17 protein-coding genes are annotated in these 16,407 nt (G+C 62.4%); 8 read left to right on the top strand and 9 right to left on the bottom strand.

Annotated elements, in window-relative coordinates; genetic code table 11:
• Positions 1-14: 14 nt before the first annotated feature.
• The 4 genes from otnI to ltnD all read right to left on the bottom strand — a co-directional run bounded on the left by otnI (position 15) and on the right by ltnD (position 3,633).
• The gene (gene otnI / locus KW824_RS10005) at positions 15-788 is read right to left on the bottom strand and encodes a 2-oxo-tetronate isomerase (protein WP_218409699.1); all 774 of its coding nucleotides are present in this window, start codon (positions 786-788) and stop codon (positions 15-17) included.
• Positions 789-849: 61 nt separating this feature from the next.
• Entirely contained in the window at positions 850-1,482 is a 633-nt protein-coding gene (locus KW824_RS10010) for an aldolase (protein ID WP_005328654.1), read from the bottom strand.
• Positions 1,475-2,728 (bottom strand): 3-oxo-tetronate kinase, encoded by a 1,254-nt coding sequence (otnK, locus tag KW824_RS10015; protein WP_218409700.1) that lies wholly within the window; start codon positions 2,726-2,728, stop codon positions 1,475-1,477. The genes KW824_RS10010 and otnK overlap by 8 nt, the downstream gene beginning before the upstream one ends.
• Complete coding sequence (gene ltnD / locus KW824_RS10020) at positions 2,725-3,633, bottom strand: L-threonate dehydrogenase (protein ID WP_218409701.1); 909 nt, start codon at positions 3,631-3,633, stop codon at positions 2,725-2,727. The genes otnK and ltnD overlap by 4 nt, the downstream gene beginning before the upstream one ends.
• Positions 3,634-3,888: 255 nt before the next feature.
• Between ltnD and KW824_RS10025 the strand changes: the two genes are divergently transcribed.
• Entirely contained in the window at positions 3,889-4,677 is a 789-nt protein-coding gene (locus tag KW824_RS10025; protein ID WP_218409702.1) for a DeoR/GlpR family DNA-binding transcription regulator, read from the top strand.
• A gap of 19 nt (positions 4,678-4,696) precedes the next feature.
• On the opposite strand, the gene KW824_RS10030 is transcribed toward KW824_RS10025, so the two are convergent.
• On the bottom strand, positions 4,697-4,852 hold the full coding sequence (locus KW824_RS10030; RefSeq protein WP_139750889.1) for an entericidin A/B family lipoprotein: 156 nt from the start codon (positions 4,850-4,852) through the stop codon (positions 4,697-4,699).
• 16 nt (positions 4,853-4,868) lie between these two features.
• On the bottom strand, positions 4,869-5,930 hold the full coding sequence (locus tag KW824_RS10035) for a PQQ-dependent sugar dehydrogenase (protein ID WP_182786161.1): 1,062 nt from the start codon (positions 5,928-5,930) through the stop codon (positions 4,869-4,871).
• A 249-nt stretch (positions 5,931-6,179) separates the two neighbouring features.
• On the opposite strand from KW824_RS10035, the gene KW824_RS10040 reads away from it, so the two are divergent.
• On the top strand, positions 6,180-7,820 hold the full coding sequence (locus tag KW824_RS10040) for a SulP family inorganic anion transporter (RefSeq protein WP_081934583.1): 1,641 nt from the start codon (positions 6,180-6,182) through the stop codon (positions 7,818-7,820).
• Between the two features lie 341 nt (positions 7,821-8,161).
• On the opposite strand, the gene ppk2 is transcribed toward KW824_RS10040, so the two are convergent.
• From ppk2 to KW824_RS21235, 3 genes are read right to left on the bottom strand one after another with little or no spacing between them, the layout of a single operon-like run.
• Positions 8,162-8,986, bottom strand: coding sequence for a polyphosphate kinase 2 (gene ppk2 / locus KW824_RS10045; protein ID WP_005328671.1), 825 nt, complete (start codon positions 8,984-8,986; stop codon positions 8,162-8,164).
• A 42-nt stretch (positions 8,987-9,028) separates the two neighbouring features.
• A complete protein-coding gene (locus KW824_RS21230; protein ID WP_182788973.1) occupies positions 9,029-9,391 on the bottom strand; it encodes a substrate-binding domain-containing protein in 363 nt (120 codons plus the stop codon).
• Positions 9,392-9,403: 12 nt separating this feature from the next.
• The gene (locus KW824_RS21235; RefSeq protein ID WP_081805763.1) at positions 9,404-9,571 is read right to left on the bottom strand and encodes a LacI family DNA-binding transcriptional regulator; all 168 of its coding nucleotides are present in this window, start codon (positions 9,569-9,571) and stop codon (positions 9,404-9,406) included.
• 302 nt (positions 9,572-9,873) lie between these two features.
• Between KW824_RS21235 and KW824_RS10060 the strand changes: the two genes are divergently transcribed.
• From KW824_RS10060 to KW824_RS10085, 6 genes are all read left to right on the top strand, one after another.
• Positions 9,874-10,950 carry a cellulase family glycosylhydrolase gene (locus KW824_RS10060; protein ID WP_218409703.1) on the top strand — a complete coding sequence of 359 codons (1,077 nt, stop codon included), beginning with the start codon at positions 9,874-9,876 and terminating at the stop codon, positions 10,948-10,950.
• Between the two features lie 66 nt (positions 10,951-11,016).
• Positions 11,017-12,300, top strand: coding sequence for an extracellular solute-binding protein (locus KW824_RS10065; protein WP_218409704.1), 1,284 nt, complete (start codon positions 11,017-11,019; stop codon positions 12,298-12,300).
• Between the two features lie 66 nt (positions 12,301-12,366).
• On the top strand, positions 12,367-13,257 hold the full coding sequence (locus KW824_RS10070; protein ID WP_050504416.1) for a carbohydrate ABC transporter permease: 891 nt from the start codon (positions 12,367-12,369) through the stop codon (positions 13,255-13,257).
• 1 nt (position 13,258) lies between these two features.
• Positions 13,259-14,086: a carbohydrate ABC transporter permease gene (locus tag KW824_RS10075; protein WP_041206300.1), complete on the top strand. Its 828-nt coding sequence runs from the start codon at positions 13,259-13,261 to the stop codon at positions 14,084-14,086.
• A 72-nt stretch (positions 14,087-14,158) separates the two neighbouring features.
• Entirely contained in the window at positions 14,159-15,259 is a 1,101-nt protein-coding gene (locus KW824_RS10080; protein ID WP_218409705.1) for an ABC transporter ATP-binding protein, read from the top strand.
• Positions 15,260-15,345: 86 nt separating this feature from the next.
• Positions 15,346-16,308, top strand: a complete 963-nt coding sequence (locus KW824_RS10085; protein ID WP_218409706.1) for a family 43 glycosylhydrolase — start codon at positions 15,346-15,348, stop codon at positions 16,306-16,308.
• Positions 16,309-16,407 lie beyond the last annotated feature (99 nt).

The raw sequence follows: 16,407 nt of genomic DNA on the forward strand, positions 1-16,407 counted from the left end.
GTAGGTTGTGTTTCTTATTGTTGTGTCAGCCAGCCCAGCCCTTCCCGGGTGCCGGCTCTGGGGTTGTATTCGCAGCCAATCCAGTCGTGGTAGCCCGCCTGCGCCAGCACCTTGAACAGGTGGGGGTAGGCGATCTCCCCCTCGTCCGGCTCGTGGCGATCCGGTACCGAGGCTATCTGGACGTGGCCGATGGCCGAACCCAGCTTGCCGATGAGACGGGTGAGATCCCCGTCCATGATCTGGGCGTGGTAGAGGTCGAGCTGCACCCCCACGTTGGGTCTGTCTATCTCCTGCACCAGGGCCAGGGCGTCGAGCTGGTGAGCCAGGAAGTAGCCGGGCACGTCCCGATCGTTGAGAGGCTCAAGCAGCACCTTGATGCCGTCTGCGGCCAGGAAGTCGGCAGCGAAGCGGATGTTTTCGATCAGGGTCTGGCGGTGGGCCGCCAGGCTGTGTGCCGGGTCGACTATGCCGCTCATGGCGTGCACCTTGGTGCAGCCCAGCGCCAGGGCGTAGTCACGCACGCTTGGCAGGTGGGCGCGAAACTCCGCCTCCCGCCCCGGGATGGCGGCCATGCCGCGCTCCCCCGCCCCCCAGTTGCCCGGCGGCATGTTGAACAGAGCCTGGGAGAGGCCGTGTTCGCGCAGCAGGCGGCCCAGCTCGGCGGCCGGCCACTCGTAGGGGAACAGGAACTCCACCGCCTCGAAGCCTGCCTCGCGGGCGGCGGCGAAGCGCTCCAGGAACGGCACCTCGGTAAACAGCATGGTGAGATTGGCGGCAAACTTGCTCATGGCGTGATGCTCCTCAATGCGTTGTGTTCGTATCGGGTCAGAGAGGCGGACCAGGATTGGCTCATGGCTTCAGGCTCCTCAATTCGGTGATCTCGGGTTCACTCAGGTAGCGGATGGACTGGCCATGGAGCATCAGTGCCAGGCGGGCCGTCTCCTCCAGCTCCTCCATGTTGTTGACCGCATCCACCAGATCCTTGCCCGTCACCACGGGACCGTGGTTGGCGAGCAGGAAGGCGTTGCCCTCGGGGGCGCGGCGCCCCAGCTCTTCGGCGATGCGGGCATCCCCCGGCTTGTAGTAGGGGATGAGCGGCAACTGGCCGACCCGCATCACGTAGTAGGGAGTGAAGGGGCGGATGACGTTGGCCGGATCCAGCCCCTCCAGGCAGGAGAGGGCGGTCAGGTAAGTGCAGTGCAGGTGCACCACGGCCCGGCAGTCCGGATTGTTGTGATAGATGGCGAGGTGGAAGGCCACCTCCTTGGAGGGGCGGTCACCCCCCAGGTGTTCCCCCTGCAGGTTGACGTGAGAGAGCCTGTCGGCGCTCAGACGTCCCAGGCAGGAGCCGGTCGGGGTGGCGATCAGGGTGCCGTCCGGCAGCAGGGCGGAGAGGTTGCCAGCGCCCCCGGTGGCATAGCCGCGCTGGAAGAGGGAGGCCCCCAGCATCACCATGGTGTCGCGCAGTGCCTGTTCAGTCATGGAAGTACTCCTGAGCCTTGTCGAAGAAGTCGTCGCTCCCGAAATTGCCGGACTTGAGGGCCAGCGACAGCGGGGCGTCGATGGCCCGTACCCAGGGCACACCGGGGGCGATTTGCGGGCCTATGTGGAACGCCTTGACGCCGAGGGCCTGGGTGACCCGGCTCGAGGTCTCGCCACCGGCGATGATGAAACGGTCCACGCCTGCGTCTTGCAGCAGTTGGGCGAGGCGGGCAAAGCAGTGCTCCACCGCGTCGCTGGCTGCCTGCTGGCCGTGGGTCTCCTGAATGCGGGCCAGCTCCACCGGGCTGGTGGTGGCGTAGACCAGCGGTGCCGGAGTGAGGGACTGGGCCAGTACCCAGCGCGCCAGTTCGGCCGGGTAGTCGGCATCCTCGAGGCAGCGCACCACGTCCAGCGCCAGCGCGGGGGCGTACTGGCGATAGCGGGCCACCTGGCGGTTGGTCATCTCGGAGCAGGAGCCCGACAGCACCACGGCGCGGGTGCCTCTGGGCCAGCCAGCCTCGCGGGCACCTTGCAGATCGCCGCTGCCAAGCTGGCGGGCCAGGCCGATGGCGAGGCCGGAGCCACCTGTCACCAGGGGCATGTCGAGGGCGGCGGTGGCGATGTCCAGCAGGTGCTGCTCGGTCAGGGTGTCGACCACGGCGTAGCGCACACCAGCTTGTGTTAGCTGCTCGAAGGCGTCGGCAATGGCGCCGGGACCCTGTGCGATGGTATTGAACGGCACCAGACCGGCGCGGCCCTGGGCCTGCCCCTCCATCAGCCGCAGCAGGTTGCTGTCGGTCATGGGGGTGATGGGGTGATGGCGCATGCCGGACTCGGCCAGCGGCTGGGCGCCGACGAAGAGGTTGCCCTGATAGACGGTGCGACCGTTGACCGGCAGGGCCGGGCAGATCAGGGTGAAGTCGTGGCCAAGCGCCGCCAGCAGAGCGTCGGTGACCGGGCCTATGTTGCCCGCCGCCGTGCTGTCGAAGGTGGAGCAGTATTTCTGGTAGATGCGCGGGCAGCCGCGGGCCTTGAGCCAGGCCAGGGCCGCCAGGGAGTCGCGCACCGCCTCATCGGCGGAGCAGGAGCGGCTCTTGAGGCTGATCACCACGGCATCGACCTGGGGCAGATCCCCGTCATGCTCCGGCACGCCGGCGAGTTGCAGGGTGGAGAGGCCGTTCTCCACCAGGAAGCCGGCGATGTCGGTGGCGCCGGTGAAGTCGTCTGCGATGACACCGAGTTTCATGCTTGATCCTCCTGACCCGGCAGCTGGATGCCGGAGAAGATCTTGATGACGGCGCTGTCATCTTCCTGGCCGTGCCCTGCATTGCTGGCGCCGAGGAACATGTTCAGCGCCGTGCTCGCGAGCGGCAACGGGAAGCGCAGCGCCTTGGCGGTGTCCGCCACCAGGGTGAGATCCTTGACGAAGATGTCCACCGCGGAGCGGGCCTGGTAGTCGCCGGTCAGCACCCGGGGCATGCGGTTTTCAAACATCCAGGAGTTGCCGGCGGCATGGGTGACCACGTCATACATGAGATCCAGCGACACGCCGGCCCGACTGGCCAGCGCCATGGCTTCGGCGGCAACGGCGATGTGCACCCCGGCCAGCAGCTGGTGGATGATCTTGACGGTGCTGCCCTGGCCCGGTTCGCTGCCGACCCGGTAGAGCTTGCCTGCCACCGCATCCAGCACAGGGGCCAGCTTGTCGAAGGCGGCGTCTGATCCTGCGGCCATCACCGTCATCTCGCCCGCGTCGGCCTTGATGGCGCCACCGGAGACAGGCGCATCCAGCATCGGCAGCCCCAGCTGTGCCAGCTCGGCGGCCAGGGTGCTCGCCTCCTCGGCCGCTATGGTGGAAGAGACCATGATGGCGGTGCCCGGTTTGAGGTGGCGGGCCAGCCCCTCTTCGCCGAGCAGGATGCGGCGCACCTGGGTGGCGTTGACCACCAGCAACAACACAGCATCGAGCGTCTCGGCCAGAGGCCTGGCATCGGCCATGACGGCGGCGGCTCCGGCCTGCTGCAACTGGCTGCGGGCCTGCTCGCTGAGATCGATGCCGTAGGTGGTGAGCCCGGCCCGCAGGCAGGAGCGGGCGGCACCCATGCCCATGGCCCCCAGGCCGATGACAGCAACATGATAGGAAGTGCTCATCTCGTGATTCCTCGATAACGACTGATGAGCAGATAGTAGAGGCTTGTGACGGTGAAATATCAGGCAGGTGTCACAAAAAATAACTTATTAAGTGTTAATTTTTGTTATTTATGAGGCTTGAGATTCTTTCGAGTCAATTTTTGGCGTTTTTTGTGTGAATAAATGTGATTTGTGAGCCCCTTCGAGGTTATTTATCATTTTTTCCCAGGTCGCTGGGGTAGAATGGCGCCTCTTTTCCCTGAGGGGTGAGCCAAGATGATTCCCGTAGAGCGACAGCAACGTATCCTGCAACTGCTGGCAGAGCGCGGCGTGGTCAGCATAGTGGAGCTGACCGACTGGTTGCAGGTCTCCCACATGACCATCAGACGCGACATCCAGAAACTGGAGGAGCAGGGGCGGGTGCTCTCGGTATCCGGCGGAGTCAGTCTCTCCCAGCGGATCAAGAGCGAGCCCTCCCACGCCACCAAGCGCAGCCTGATGCAGGGGGCCAAGCTGGCCATCGCCCGGCTCGCCGCCGCCCAGGTGGCAGAGGGCAGTACCGTCTATCTGGACGCCGGCACCACCTCCCTGGAGCTGGCCCGGGAGCTGGCGCTGCGGGAAGACTTGATGATAGTGACCAACGACTTCATGGTCTGTGCCTACCTTATCGAGCACGGCCGCTGCCGTCTCTATCACACCGGGGGCCAGGTCATTCGCGAGAACCAGTCCTGCGCCGGGGAGGCCACCGCCCACTTCCTGCGCAACCTCCATCTGGACGTAGCCTTCCTGTCCGCCTCCTCCTGGGATGGACAGGGGATCTCCACCCCGAGCGAGCAGAAGGTACCGGTGAAGCGGGCCGTGGTGGAGTCGGCGGCGAGCCGCATCCTCATCTGCGACTCGTCCAAATACGGCAAGGTCGGCACCTTCAACGTGGTGGGCTGGGATGCGATCGATCAGGTGATCACCGACGAGCAGCTGCCCCAGAGCGCCCGCGAGGCGCTGGCGCAGCACGGGGTCAGGGTGACCATGGCGCAGCTCGCCAGCCTGGCCTCCGGTGTCGAGTGACTGTGTGAGCCTTAGGTTGTCACTCTTTGCCGGCCTGAGGCTCGCTCGTCAGGTTGGCAGAGCCCTGGATCACCTCGCCCGCCTTCTCTATATCCCGCCCCACCCCGTGGATGGTGTTGCAGCCCAGCAACCAGAGGCTGGCACAGAGCACCAGCAGGGTTCGATACTTGTTCATGCTTCCTCCTTGCATCTTATGGGGTCAGTTTGAGCAGGCGCCCCTGGCCTGAATCCGTCAACAGGTAGAGGGCACCATCGGGGCCCTCCTTGACGGTACGGATCCGCTCCCCGAGGTCGGTCAGCAGCCGCTCTGCCGACATTATCTTGTCTCCGTCGAGGTGCAGGCGCAACAGGGCCTGGCCGCGCAGGGCGCCGACCAGCAGATCCCCCCGCCACTCCTTGAACAGTTCCCCCTGATAGAAGGTCATGCCCGAGGGGGCGATGGAGGGCACCCAGATCCAGCGCGGCGGCGTTATGCCGGGCGCGCTCTGGCCCAGGCCAATCTTGCCGCCACCGTACTCCTCGCCGAAGGTCACTTTGGGCCAACCGTAGTTGTGGCCAGGCAGGATGAGGTTGACCTCGTCCCCGCCCTGGGGGCCGTGCTCGTGGGCCCAGAACTGCTGGCTGCCGGGACGCAGGGCGGCCCCCTGCATGTTGCGATGGCCCAGGCTCCAGATCTCCGGCAGGGCACCCGCCGTCTTGACGAAGGGGTTGTCGGCGGGCACCCGGCCATCCTTGTGCAGGCGCACCGTCTTGCCGAGGTGGTTGTCGAGCGTCTGGGCCCGCTCCCGCTCGCTGTAACGATCGCCGAGGGTGATGAAGAGATAGCCGTCCTCGGTCAGTACCAGACGCGACCCGAAATGGGCGCCGCCGGCCACCTTGGGCTCTTGGCGAAACAGCAGTTGCCAGTCGATGAGGGTCTCCTTTTGCAGCCGGGCCCGGGCCACGGCGGTGCCGGCCCCGCCGTCCCCCGGCTCGCTGTAACTGAGATAGAGCCAACCATCGCCGTCCAGGGCGAGATCGAGCAGGCCTCCCTGGCCCGTGGCGGCGAGGGGCGGCAGGCCCGAGATGAGGTGACGTTTGCCCGCGGCGTCGATGTGCAGCAAGCGGCCAGGGCGCTCGCCAATCAGATAGCCGCCATCCGACAGCAAGACCAGCCCCCAGGGATGATTGAGACCCTCCACCAGGGGAGTCAGTGTCAGCGCCCGGACCTGGGCCACCAGGCAGACAAGCAGCAGTGCAAGCAGTCGCAACAAGGAGGATCTCCTCTTGGAAAGGGGGCTGGCCAGCGGCGCAACGTCGCTGAAGTATAGGGGAGCGAGATGGCAAAACGTGAGAAACAACAAGCCTCTGCGTCGGGCTGGCGCATACACTTCTCTCTGTAACCGTGCCTGCATCCTGAGGGTGCAAGGGGCGGAGGATGTCGCACCGAACTGCCGAGCATGAACTCGTTTGAGAGTCATGCCCACCGGCGCCCGGCCAGACCCGTGATCATGGAGGACAAGATGTCATCACCCGCGTTGGCGCCAAGGCGCTCCCTGTCCGATCTGCTGGCCGGCGTCACCGCGGCGGCGGTCGTGTTGCCCAAGGCCATGGCTTACGCCAGCGTGGCCGGTCTGCCGGTGGCTATCGGCCTCTATACCGCGTTTGTGCCCATGGTGCTTTACGCCCTGTTGGGCTCCTCCCGAGTGCTCAGTGTCAGCTCCACCAGTACCCTGGCGATCCTGACTGCGACCCAGCTCGGACTGGTGGTGCCGGATGGGGACCCCGGTCGGCTGATCACGGTGACGGCCACCCTGACCCTGCTGGTGGGGGCCATGCTGATGCTGGCGGCGGTGCTGCGCCTCGGCTTCGTGGCGAACTTCATCTCCCTGCCGGTGCTGGTGGGGTTCAAGAGCGGCATCGGGCTGGTGATCATCCTCGATCAGCTGCCCAAGCTGTTCGGTGTGCACATCCAGAAGGAGAACTTCTTTCTGGATCTCTATCACCTGGGGCTGGCGCTGCCCCAGACCTCCTGGCTGACCCTGGGAGTCGCTCTCGTCACCCTGGTGGTGCTGGTGTTCATGGAGTGGCGCTTTCCCCATTCTCCCGCCCCCTTGCTGGGGGTGGGCATCGGCATCGCGCTGGTGTGGGGCTTTGGCCTGAACGAGGCGGGGGTCGCCATCGTCGGGAGCATTCCCACCGGCTTGCCCGGCCTGACGATGCCGGATCTGACCCTGGTGTTGCAACTGCTGCCGGGGGCGGCGGGCATCGCGCTGATGAGCTTCACCGAGACCATAGCCGCAGGCCGGGCCTTTGTGGGGAAGGAAGAGCCGGAGATCAATCCGAACCGCGAGCTGGTGGCCACCGGGCTGGCCAACCTGGGGGGAGCCTTCTGCGGCAGCATGCCGGCAGGGGGGGGGACCTCCCAGACAGCGGTGGTGCGCTCCGTCGGGGGCGTCAGCCAGTGGGCCTCTGCGGTCACCGCCGCCATGGCGCTGGCCACCATGATCTTCCTCGCCCCGCTGCTCTCCTGGCTGCCGAGCGCCACCCTGGCGGTGGTGGTCATCGTCTATTCGGTGGGGCTCATCCAGCCGGGGGAGTTTCGCAAGATAGGGCAGATTCGCATGATGGAGTTTCGCTGGGCCGCCATCGCCTGTCTGGGGGTGCTGCTGTTCGGCACCCTGGAGGGGATAGTGGTCGCCATCCTGGCCTCCTTGCTGGGGCTGGCCAGCCAGACGGCGCAGCCACCCGTCTATGTGATTGGCCGAAAACCCGGGGAAGATGTGCTGCGACCGCTGGCCGCGCGTCATCCCGATGACGAGACGGTCCCCGGCCTGTTGATCCTGCGCCCGGAGGGGCGCCTCTTCTTCATCAATGTGCAGCATGTGGCCGCCCAGATCCGCGAGCTTATCGAGACTCACCAGCCCGAGGTGGTGGTGCTGGACATGAGCCGGGTGCAGGACGTGGAGTACTCGGCCCTGATGATGTTGATGGAGGGGGAGCAGCAGGCGCGCGCCAGGGGGGTCACCCTCTGGCTGGCCGGGCTCAATCCCGGGGTGCTCGAGAACGTGCGTCGCAGCGGGTTGGCCAGTCAGCTCGGGGAGAGCCGCATGCTGTTCAATGCCAGGGCGGCCATCCGCCAGTATCAGCAGGGCAGAGAGTGAGTGGGCAGGGGGGCCAGACGTTCCCCAATGCCAGGGCGGCCATCCGCCAGTATCAGCAGGGCAGAGCGTGAGTGGGCTGGGGGGGGCCAGACGTTCCCCAATGCCAGGGCGGCCATCCCAGGTTAGTATCAGCAGGGCAGAGCGTGAGTGGGCAGGGGGGGCCAGAGGTTCCCCAAAGCCAGGGCGGCCATCCTCAGGTTAGTATCAACAGGGCAGGGCGTGAGTGTGCAGGAGGGGGGCCAGAGGTTCCCCAATGCCAGGGCGGCCATCCTCAGGTTAGTATCAGCAGGGCAGGGCGTGAGGGAGCAAGGGGTGAGCCAGAGGCTCCCCCTTGACGGTGATCAGAACAGTTCCGGGATCACCCGGAACGGGTGCTCCGAGGCCTTGACCTTGCCAATCTTGCGTTTGGGCAGCTTGACCGGTTCGGCCGGCAGTTCCTCGTAGGGAACGTGGGCCAGCAGATGGGAGATGATGTTGAGCCGCACCCGCTTCTTGTCCTCGGAGCGGGCCACGAACCAGGGAGCCCAGGCGGTGTCGGTGGCGGTGAACATGGCATCCCGCGCCCGGGTGTAGTCATCCCAGCGATCGAAGGACTTGATGTCCATGGGGGAGAGCTTCCAGATCTTGCGACCATCGTCGATGCGATCTCGCAGCCGCCGCTCCTGCTCCTGTGGGGTCACCTCCAGCCAATACTTCAGCAATATGATGCCCGAGTCGACCATGGCTTGTTCCACCATGGGAACCCCCGCCAGGAATTTGTCGCTCGCCTCCTGGCTGCAAAAGCCCATGACACGCTCCACCCCGGCCCTGTTGTACCAGCTGCGATCGAAAATGACGATCTCGCCCGCCGCCGGCAGGTGCGGGATGTAGCGCTGGAAATAGAGCTGGCTCTTCTCCCGTTCGGTGGGGGCCGGCAGCGCGATGACCCTGAACACCCGGGGACTGACCCGCTCGGTGATCGCCTTGATGGTCCCCCCCTTGCCAGCGCCGTCGCGCCCTTCGAACACTATGCAGACCTTGAGTCCCTTGTGCACCACCCACTGCTGCAGTTTCACCAGCTCCACATGCAGGCGACGCAGTTCCTTCTCGTATGCCTTGTTGCCAAGCGGCTTGGACTCTGCTGCCGGAGCAGGCTGTTCAGTCGTAGATTTTTTTTTGCTGGCCATGATTCCCTTCTCTTGATGCGAGCCAATGAAGAATGGTCGTCGTCATCGACGGCCCACATCCAGAGTGTAATCGAGCGCAGAGCTGGGTACAGATGCGAAGTGCCGCGGTGGGACAGGGATCAAGTGAAAGTCGTGGGTGGCCTTATGGATCTCGTTTGGGGCGTCCAACAAACAGAGGGGCACCATCTCGTTGGCCAGCATCTGGTTATCGTGTCCCGCAACCAAGAGATCTTCCGGAATGCGTAACCCTGCCTCCGCAATGGCCTGATAGCAGCCCAGGGTCATGTAGTCACTGCAGCAGAAGACCGCGTCTGGTGTGTTGGGGTGTGCCAGCAGCTGCCGGGTCTGCTCATAGGCCTCGCGCAGCGGCCAGTTAGCGACGCGTACCCATTGTGGAGCCGGGATCCGGTCATTTGATCAGGGCCTGGCGATATCCCTCCAGCCGTAGGTTGTTGGCCTCCCTCCAGGGTTCCCCCTGAATGAGAGCTTCACCGCGCTCGAACCGTTGAGCACCAGAGATACAGTAGATTGGGAGACGCCGGCTGCGGCGGCGATGGCACTCATGGTGATGCGTTGCTTGTTCATCGATATGACCAGCCCCTGTCATTAAGCTAATATTATTAGTTTTTTTCTCGTCAATCATACCCCACCAGATTGGGGGAACCAGCCATGTTGTCGCCATCAGCGCGGATCAATTCGATCGATAAACACCCAATCCTGGCTGTCAACGCGCTTAAAAACGGTATGTTAACCAGACGTTGCAATGAGCCTTGGTCTGGCTCATTTTGTGACTGACCACCAAATTCCATCTAACACCCTTTGCTATTAATATGATTAGCAAATAAAAATTAGCTCATAAATATTAAACATTAGCAAAAGGGGGGGCGATGGCGGTACAACAGTGGTCCACAGAACAGGCCTGGCAGTGGTGGAGCAAGCAGCCCTGGCTGAGAGGGTTCAACTACTTGCCCAGAACCGCCGTCAACTGGACGGAGATGTGGCAACGGGAGACCTTCGATCTCCCGACCATCAGGCAGGAGTTGGCGTGGGCCAGAGAGGTGGGCTACAACACCCTGCGCACCAACCTGCCCTTCATCGTCTGGCAGGTGGACAGAGATGGCCTGATCGCCCGCATCGACGACTTCCTGGTGGTGGCGGCCGCAGAGGGGATCAGCGTCATGCTGACCCCCATGGATGATTGCGGCTTCTCCGGCGATCACCCCTATCTGGGCCCGCAAAAAGAGCCTGTCAAAAACCTGCACAACAGTCAGGCAGCGGCGAGCCCTGGACGCAACGTCGTCATGGATGTCACCCAATGGTGTGAACTGGAGCGTTACATCAAGGATGTCGTCGGCATGTTCGCCCAGGATGAACGTATTCTGGTGTGGGATCTCTACAACGAGCCGACCAATCGCGGCATTTTCCGTGGCCCCAACCAGCATGAAGAGTTCGATCCTGCCATGGAGCCCTACAGCCATCATCTGATGGAGCTGGCCTTCAGCTGGGCGCGCGAGGCCAATCCCTGCCAGCCGCTGACTGTCTGTGCCTGGCATGCTGCCAACCACTTTAGCCCGGACGATCCCATCTTCACCCATCCCACCGACCTCCGGGCAATGGCGCTGTCGGATGTGATCAGCTTCCATGCCTATCAGTCACTCGAACTGCTGGAAAAAAGTCTGGAAATCGTCGCGACCTACGATCGCCCCCTGCTCTGCACCGAGTGGCTCGCTCGCCATGCCAAGTCGTTCATGCATGAGCAACTGCCCATCTTCAAGGAGCGCAAGATCGCCTGTTACCAATGGGGACTGGTCAAAGGGAGAACCCAGACGCATCTGCCCTGGCCCAATATCCAGCGAGCCGTTCCGGAGTACGCGGACACCTGGATCCACGACCTGCTCGAGGCGGATGGCTCCCCCTATGACGAGCGTGAGGTCGCCCTGATCCAGTCCCTGACCACCGAATAAGAAAGACTCCTCCGAGGCGATACCAACCCATCGGCATCGCCTCACCCTACACATAGAGGTCATATCATGAAGAAGATAAAGCTGCTGGCATTGCTGGTCGCGGGGGCAACGCTTTCTCCCATTACCCTGGCACAGACCACACTGCAATATTGGACCCTGCTCAATGGCGGCGATGGCGCGCGCATGAAGCAACTGGTCGACGGTTTCAATGCCAGCCAGGGTGACTACAAAATAGAGACTACCACCTTGAACTGGGGTGAACCCTTCTATACCAAACTCAAGACCGCCTCTGCCATGGGCAGCGGTCCGGACATGGCGACCATCCATCTCTCCAAGATCTCCGGCCTGACCCAGACCCAGGGCCTTGAGCCCATCAATCCCGAGGTTCTGAAGCAGGCTGGCTACGATCGAAACCAGCTTTTCCCGCTGCTCTGGAAGCAATCGAACGTCGATGACAAGACCTATGCTCTGCCCATCGATACCCATGCCATGGTGCTCTATTACAACAAGCGCATCGCGGCCAAGGCCGGTTTGCTGGATGAGCAGGGCAGACTGAAGCCCATCGCCTCGCTGGCGCAGTTTGATGCGGCGCTCAAAAGCGTGAAAGAGCAAGGGGCGATGGGTCTGAGCATGGAGACTTCGCCCATGTCCTACATGCCTTACCGTCTCTGGCTCTCCATGATCAGCCAGCAGGGCGGCAAGACCATAGAGAACAACGAGTTTGTCTATGGCGAGGCGGGTAAGCAGGCGATGGCGGCGATGGCCAGGTGGTACGCCGACGGCTACGCCACCAAGGGGCTGGATTACGCTTCCTCCACCACGGAGTTCATGACCGGCCGCTCGGCCTTCATGCTCAATGGCGTCTGGGAGCTCCCCTCCGTTACCGACGGCATGAAGAGCGGCAAGCTCGGATTCGAAGTGGGCATCGCATCTCTCCCCTCCTTCTTCAACGGTAGCAGGGCCGCCTGGGCTGACTCCCACGCATTGGCCATTCCGCGCAATAAAGACAAACCCATCTCCGACGAAAAAGTGCTGGGGATTGTCAAATTTGCCAACTATATCAACCAGAACGCCCTCACCTGGGCCGAAGGGGGCCACATTCCGGCCTACGAGCCGACGGTCGCCACCCAGGCGTTCAAGGAGATGCCACTGCTCGCCGACTATGTCAGCGAGACGGCCAGCAACATCGTCTATGACCCGGATGGCTGGTACAGCGGGGCGGCGGGTCCCCTGCAGGCCACCGCCTCCAAGTACTTCCCGGCGGCGCTGACCGGTCAGTTGCCCATCGAGAAGGCGCTGCAGATGTTCGAGCGCGATGCGGGCAAGTTCATGAGTCGTCCGGCACGTTAATGACCCTGGGGCAGAGGGCCAATCCTCTGCCTCCCGGTTTCCTCCATTCCAGGCCCGAGTTCAGATATGGATAATAAAGACACTGCCAGAACCACCGCCGGTCGCTTTGGTGCCCTGATGACGCCTTGGCTCATGTTGGCGCCCTTCTTGCTCGCCTTTTTGCTCTTCTTTGTCATTCCTGCATTGCAAACGTTGCAGTTGAGTTTCACCGACAGCGGGCTGACCGAGACTCACGGCTATGTTGGTTTTGCCAACTATGTGGAGCTGCTGCAGGACCCCAGCTTCTGGGATTCTTTGCTGCAGACCGCCTACTTTGCCCTGTTGACCGTGATCCCGCTGACTGCCCTGGGGTTGGTCATGGCGATGCTGATCTGCCGTCTCACCCGCTTCGCCGGTCTGGTCCAGGCTATCTTTTTCATCCCCAACATCTTGCCCATCGCAGTCATGGCCATGATCGGTGGCTGGATGCTGCACCCGACCTTCGGCGTGGTGAACCTGGTCGCCGGCACCGAGATCGCCTGGTTCAACGATCCGGACTTTGCCATGCCTATGGTTGCCATCGCCACCATCTGGTGGACCGTTGGCTTCAATGTGCTGCTGTTCATGGCGGCCCTCAAGAACATACCGCAGGACCTCTACGAAGCGGCCAGGCTCGATGGCGCCTCGGAGTGGGGGATCTTTCGCTACATCACATGGCGCCAACTGCGCCCTGTCACCGTGATGGTCTTCGGCCTGCAACTGGTCGCATCCCTCAAAATCTTCGGCCAGACCTATCTGTTGACCGGAGGGGGCCCCTTCGACAGCACCAAAGTGGTTTTGCACTACATGTACGAGACCGGGTTCGTCAACCAGAACGCCGGCTATGCCTCGGCCATCGCCGTGGTCTTCGTGCTGATAGTGCTGCTCATTCTGGTGCTGCAATCCCTGGCTAATCGCTTCATCAATCGTCGAGGCTAAGATGAATAGCAAACTGACATTTACCGCCTTGCTCGCCATCACGTTGACTGTGCTGCTCTGCCTGCTGTGGGGCGCCCCTCTGCTGTGGGCGATCAGCACGGCGCTGCGCCCGGAGGCTCAGACAGTCGCCGGTCTGCAGTGGCTGCCCGATCCCGTCATCTTCGATGCCTTCATCAAGGTGCTGACCATGGGGGATCTGCCCGTCTTCTTCATGAACAGCGTGGTCACCTCGCTGGCGGTTACCCTGGTGACGCTGCTGATCACTGTGCTGGCGGCCTACAGCTTCTCTCAACTGCGTTTCAAGGGGGCGAACCTGCTGTTCTGGTGCTGCATGTTTGGCATCATCTTCCCCTTCGAAGCCTTGGTGATCCCGCTCTTTCGCCAGGTCTACCACATGGGGTTGGCCGACTCTCTGGGGGGGATCATATTGCCTCAGGTGGTGTCACCCATGGTGCTCTTCGTTCTCAAGCGCTTCTTCGATCAGATCCCCAAGGATTTTCGCGAGGCGGCCATCCTCGATGGCGCCCGGGAGTGGCAGGTATTGCTCCGCGTCTATCTGCCTCTCTCCCGGAACATCATTTATGCCATGGCGATCATCACCTTCATGGGGGCCTGGAACAATTTCCTCTGGCCATTCCTGGTGGTCAGCTCCACCGAGAACATGACCATTCCCATCGGTCTGACTCAGCTTAACGACACCTATGGGGTGAGGTATGCCCAGAACATGGCCTCTGCCCTGATCGGTGGCCTGCCGGTCGCCATCCTCTATGTCATGTTCCAGAAGCGTGTCGCGTCGGGCTTCCTCGCCGCCACCGGCCTCAAGGGTTAACGATTCACGGGCCTGCCAAGGCGGGCCCCCTGTTTTTACGGCCGCGATGAGGCCGTCGTGAGAGAGCACCATATGTCCAGCGTATCGCTTAAGCACATCAAGAAGACCTACCCCAATGGCAATGCCGTCATTCACGGCGTGGATCTGGAAATCAAACAGGGGGAGTTCGTCGTCTTCGTCGGCCCCTCCGGCTGCGGCAAGTCGACGCTGCTGCGCATGATTGCCGGGCTGGAGGATATTTCCGCAGGCGATCTCCACATCGGCAACCTGCGGGCCAATGAGCTCGACGCCGCCAAACGGGGGGTGGCCATGGTATTCCAGTCCTATGCACTCTACCCCCACCTGACGGTGGCCGAGAACATGGGCTTCTCCCTGCTGTTCAACAACACACCGAAGGCCGAGATAGAGACCAAGGTAAACCGGGTGGCTGAGACCCTGCAACTGGCCCACCTGCTGGAGCGCAAACCGGCCGAGCTCTCCGGAGGCCAGCGCCAGCGGGTTGCCATCGGACGAGCCATCGTGCGTGAACCCGAGGTGTTCCTGTTTGATGAGCCGCTCTCCAACCTGGATGCCGCCCTGCGTGGGCAGATGCGTACCGAGCTGGCGCGCCTGCATCAGAAGCTGGGGACCACCATGATCTATGTGACCCACGATCAGGTGGAAGCGATGACGCTGGGGGACCGGATAGTGGTCTTCAACAAGGGCCACATCGAGCAGGTGGGCTCTCCCCTGGATCTCTATCAGCGCCCCGCCACCGAGTTTGTGGCTACCTTCCTCGGCATGCCGAAGATGAACATGTTGACCTGCAAGCTGAAGGGAAAAGATGGCGATCTCTGGCAGCTAACGCCGGGTAAAGGGATCGAGGTGACGGCGTCTGAGTCATGGTTTGACTGCACAGGCCAGAGCAACATCAAGATAGGGATCCGCCCCGAGCATCTGTTGGTGGGGGTTGAAGGCGCCCCGGAGGCCCATCTTCATGGCCGGGTCTCTCTGGTCGAAAACCTCGGTGATGCGGCGATCTTGCACATCAAGTGCGAGGGCATAGAGCGGCTGCTGCTGGCCAAGGTCAACACGGATCGACGGGTGCCTTCATGCGACGAGGCGGTCTCCCTCACCGTCGCTCTCGAATATATCCATCTCTTCGGTGAGCAGGGACAGAGCCTGCGCCGTTGAGCTGAGGGGCGGCGGATCCTGTCCCTCGTGGAGCACCAGTCATGTACCGAATCCTTCTTTCTCTGTTCATTCTATTGGGAACCATCATGCCAGCGCAGGCCAGTTCGACTTTTACCAATCCGATCTTGGGTGATGGCGCCGATCCCTGGGTTGTGCGTCATGGTGACGGCTTTTACTACTACACCCAGACCACCGGCAGCGACATCACGCTATGGCGTACCAAAGACATCACCGACCTTGAGAATGCCGAGCGCAAGGTGGTGTGGATGCCGGCTCAGGGCGCCGTCAACGGCACCCATCTCTGGGCCCCCGAGCTGCACCTGCTGGACGGTCGCTGGTACATCTATTTCGCCGCATCGGATGGCGACATGGCTCGGCAGCGCATGTATGTGTTGCAGTCAAAAGGGGTGGATCCTTTTGGCGAGTACGCCTTCCCTGCGGGTACCCAGGAGGGCAAGATGGCTGATGCCAGTGACAAATGGGCCATCGACGGCACCGTCCTCGATTACCGGGGGGAACGTTATTTCATCTGGTCAGGCTGGGAGGGGGAGGTTAATGATCAGCAGCGCCTCTATATCGCCAGAATGGCCTCGCCCTGGCAGCTGGCTGGGCCGCGCGTTGAGATCTCCAGACCTGAACTGGCGTGGGAGCGTATCGGCACGCCCCAGGTCAACGAGGCTCCCCAGGTGCTGTTAAGCCCTGGGGGGCGACTCTTCCTCACCTATTCCGCCAGCGGCAGCTGGACGGACGATTACTGTCTTGGTCTGCTGGCGCTGGAGGGGGAGGATCCTATGAATCCGGCACACTGGCGCAAGCGGCCTCAGCCCGTCTTTAGAAAGGACGAGGCGCTGGGAGTCTATAGTCCTGGGCATAACGGCTTCTTTATCGACGATGGAGGCCGACCCTGGCTGATCCATCATGCCGCCAAATTCAAAGGGGCAGGCTGGAACAGGGAAATTCATCTGCAACCCTTTGACTGGGATGCGCGTGGCCTGCCCTCTTTCGGACTCCCTGTCGGTACCAGCCGACAACAGATGGCACCGCGCTGAGGGCTACGACCCAGGTGTTGAGGTGACTGAATATAAACATGCAGCCCTCTGACTAGAAATAAAGGCGTCGTATTGTCAATATTGCTTTCTGCGGAGTCA

It is taken from the genome of Aeromonas sp. sif0611 (genome assembly GCF_019218845.1).
Taxonomy (GTDB): domain Bacteria; phylum Pseudomonadota; class Gammaproteobacteria; order Enterobacterales; family Aeromonadaceae; genus Aeromonas; species Aeromonas media.

Excerpts from the sequence above, each read along its gene's own strand:
- KW824_RS10030 (WP_139750889.1), bottom strand. The coding sequence starts at position 4,852 with ATGAACAAGTATCGAACCCTGCTGGTGCTCTGTGCCAGCCTCTGGTTG.
- KW824_RS10070 (WP_050504416.1), top strand. The coding sequence starts at position 12,367 with ATGGATAATAAAGACACTGCCAGAACCACCGCCGGTCGCTTTGGTGCC.
- ppk2 (WP_005328671.1), bottom strand. The coding sequence starts at position 8,986 with ATGGCCAGCAAAAAAAAATCTACGACTGAACAGCCTGCTCCGGCAGCA.
- KW824_RS10010 (WP_005328654.1), bottom strand. The coding sequence starts at position 1,482 with ATGACTGAACAGGCACTGCGCGACACCATGGTGATGCTGGGGGCCTCC.
- KW824_RS10065 (WP_218409704.1), top strand. The coding sequence starts at position 11,017 with ATGAAGAAGATAAAGCTGCTGGCATTGCTGGTCGCGGGGGCAACGCTT.
- KW824_RS10060 (WP_218409703.1), top strand. The coding sequence starts at position 9,874 with ATGGCGGTACAACAGTGGTCCACAGAACAGGCCTGGCAGTGGTGGAGC.
- otnI (WP_218409699.1), bottom strand. The coding sequence starts at position 788 with ATGAGCAAGTTTGCCGCCAATCTCACCATGCTGTTTACCGAGGTGCCG.
- KW824_RS10080 (WP_218409705.1), top strand. The coding sequence starts at position 14,159 with ATGTCCAGCGTATCGCTTAAGCACATCAAGAAGACCTACCCCAATGGC.
- ltnD (WP_218409701.1), bottom strand. The coding sequence starts at position 3,633 with ATGAGCACTTCCTATCATGTTGCTGTCATCGGCCTGGGGGCCATGGGC.
- KW824_RS21235 (WP_081805763.1), bottom strand. The coding sequence starts at position 9,571 with ATGAACAAGCAACGCATCACCATGAGTGCCATCGCCGCCGCAGCCGGC.
- KW824_RS10025 (WP_218409702.1), top strand. The coding sequence starts at position 3,889 with ATGATTCCCGTAGAGCGACAGCAACGTATCCTGCAACTGCTGGCAGAG.
- KW824_RS10040 (WP_081934583.1), top strand. The coding sequence starts at position 6,180 with ATGTCATCACCCGCGTTGGCGCCAAGGCGCTCCCTGTCCGATCTGCTG.
- otnK (WP_218409700.1), bottom strand. The coding sequence starts at position 2,728 with ATGAAACTCGGTGTCATCGCAGACGACTTCACCGGCGCCACCGACATC.
- KW824_RS10075 (WP_041206300.1), top strand. The coding sequence starts at position 13,259 with ATGAATAGCAAACTGACATTTACCGCCTTGCTCGCCATCACGTTGACT.
- KW824_RS10085 (WP_218409706.1), top strand. The coding sequence starts at position 15,346 with ATGCCAGCGCAGGCCAGTTCGACTTTTACCAATCCGATCTTGGGTGAT.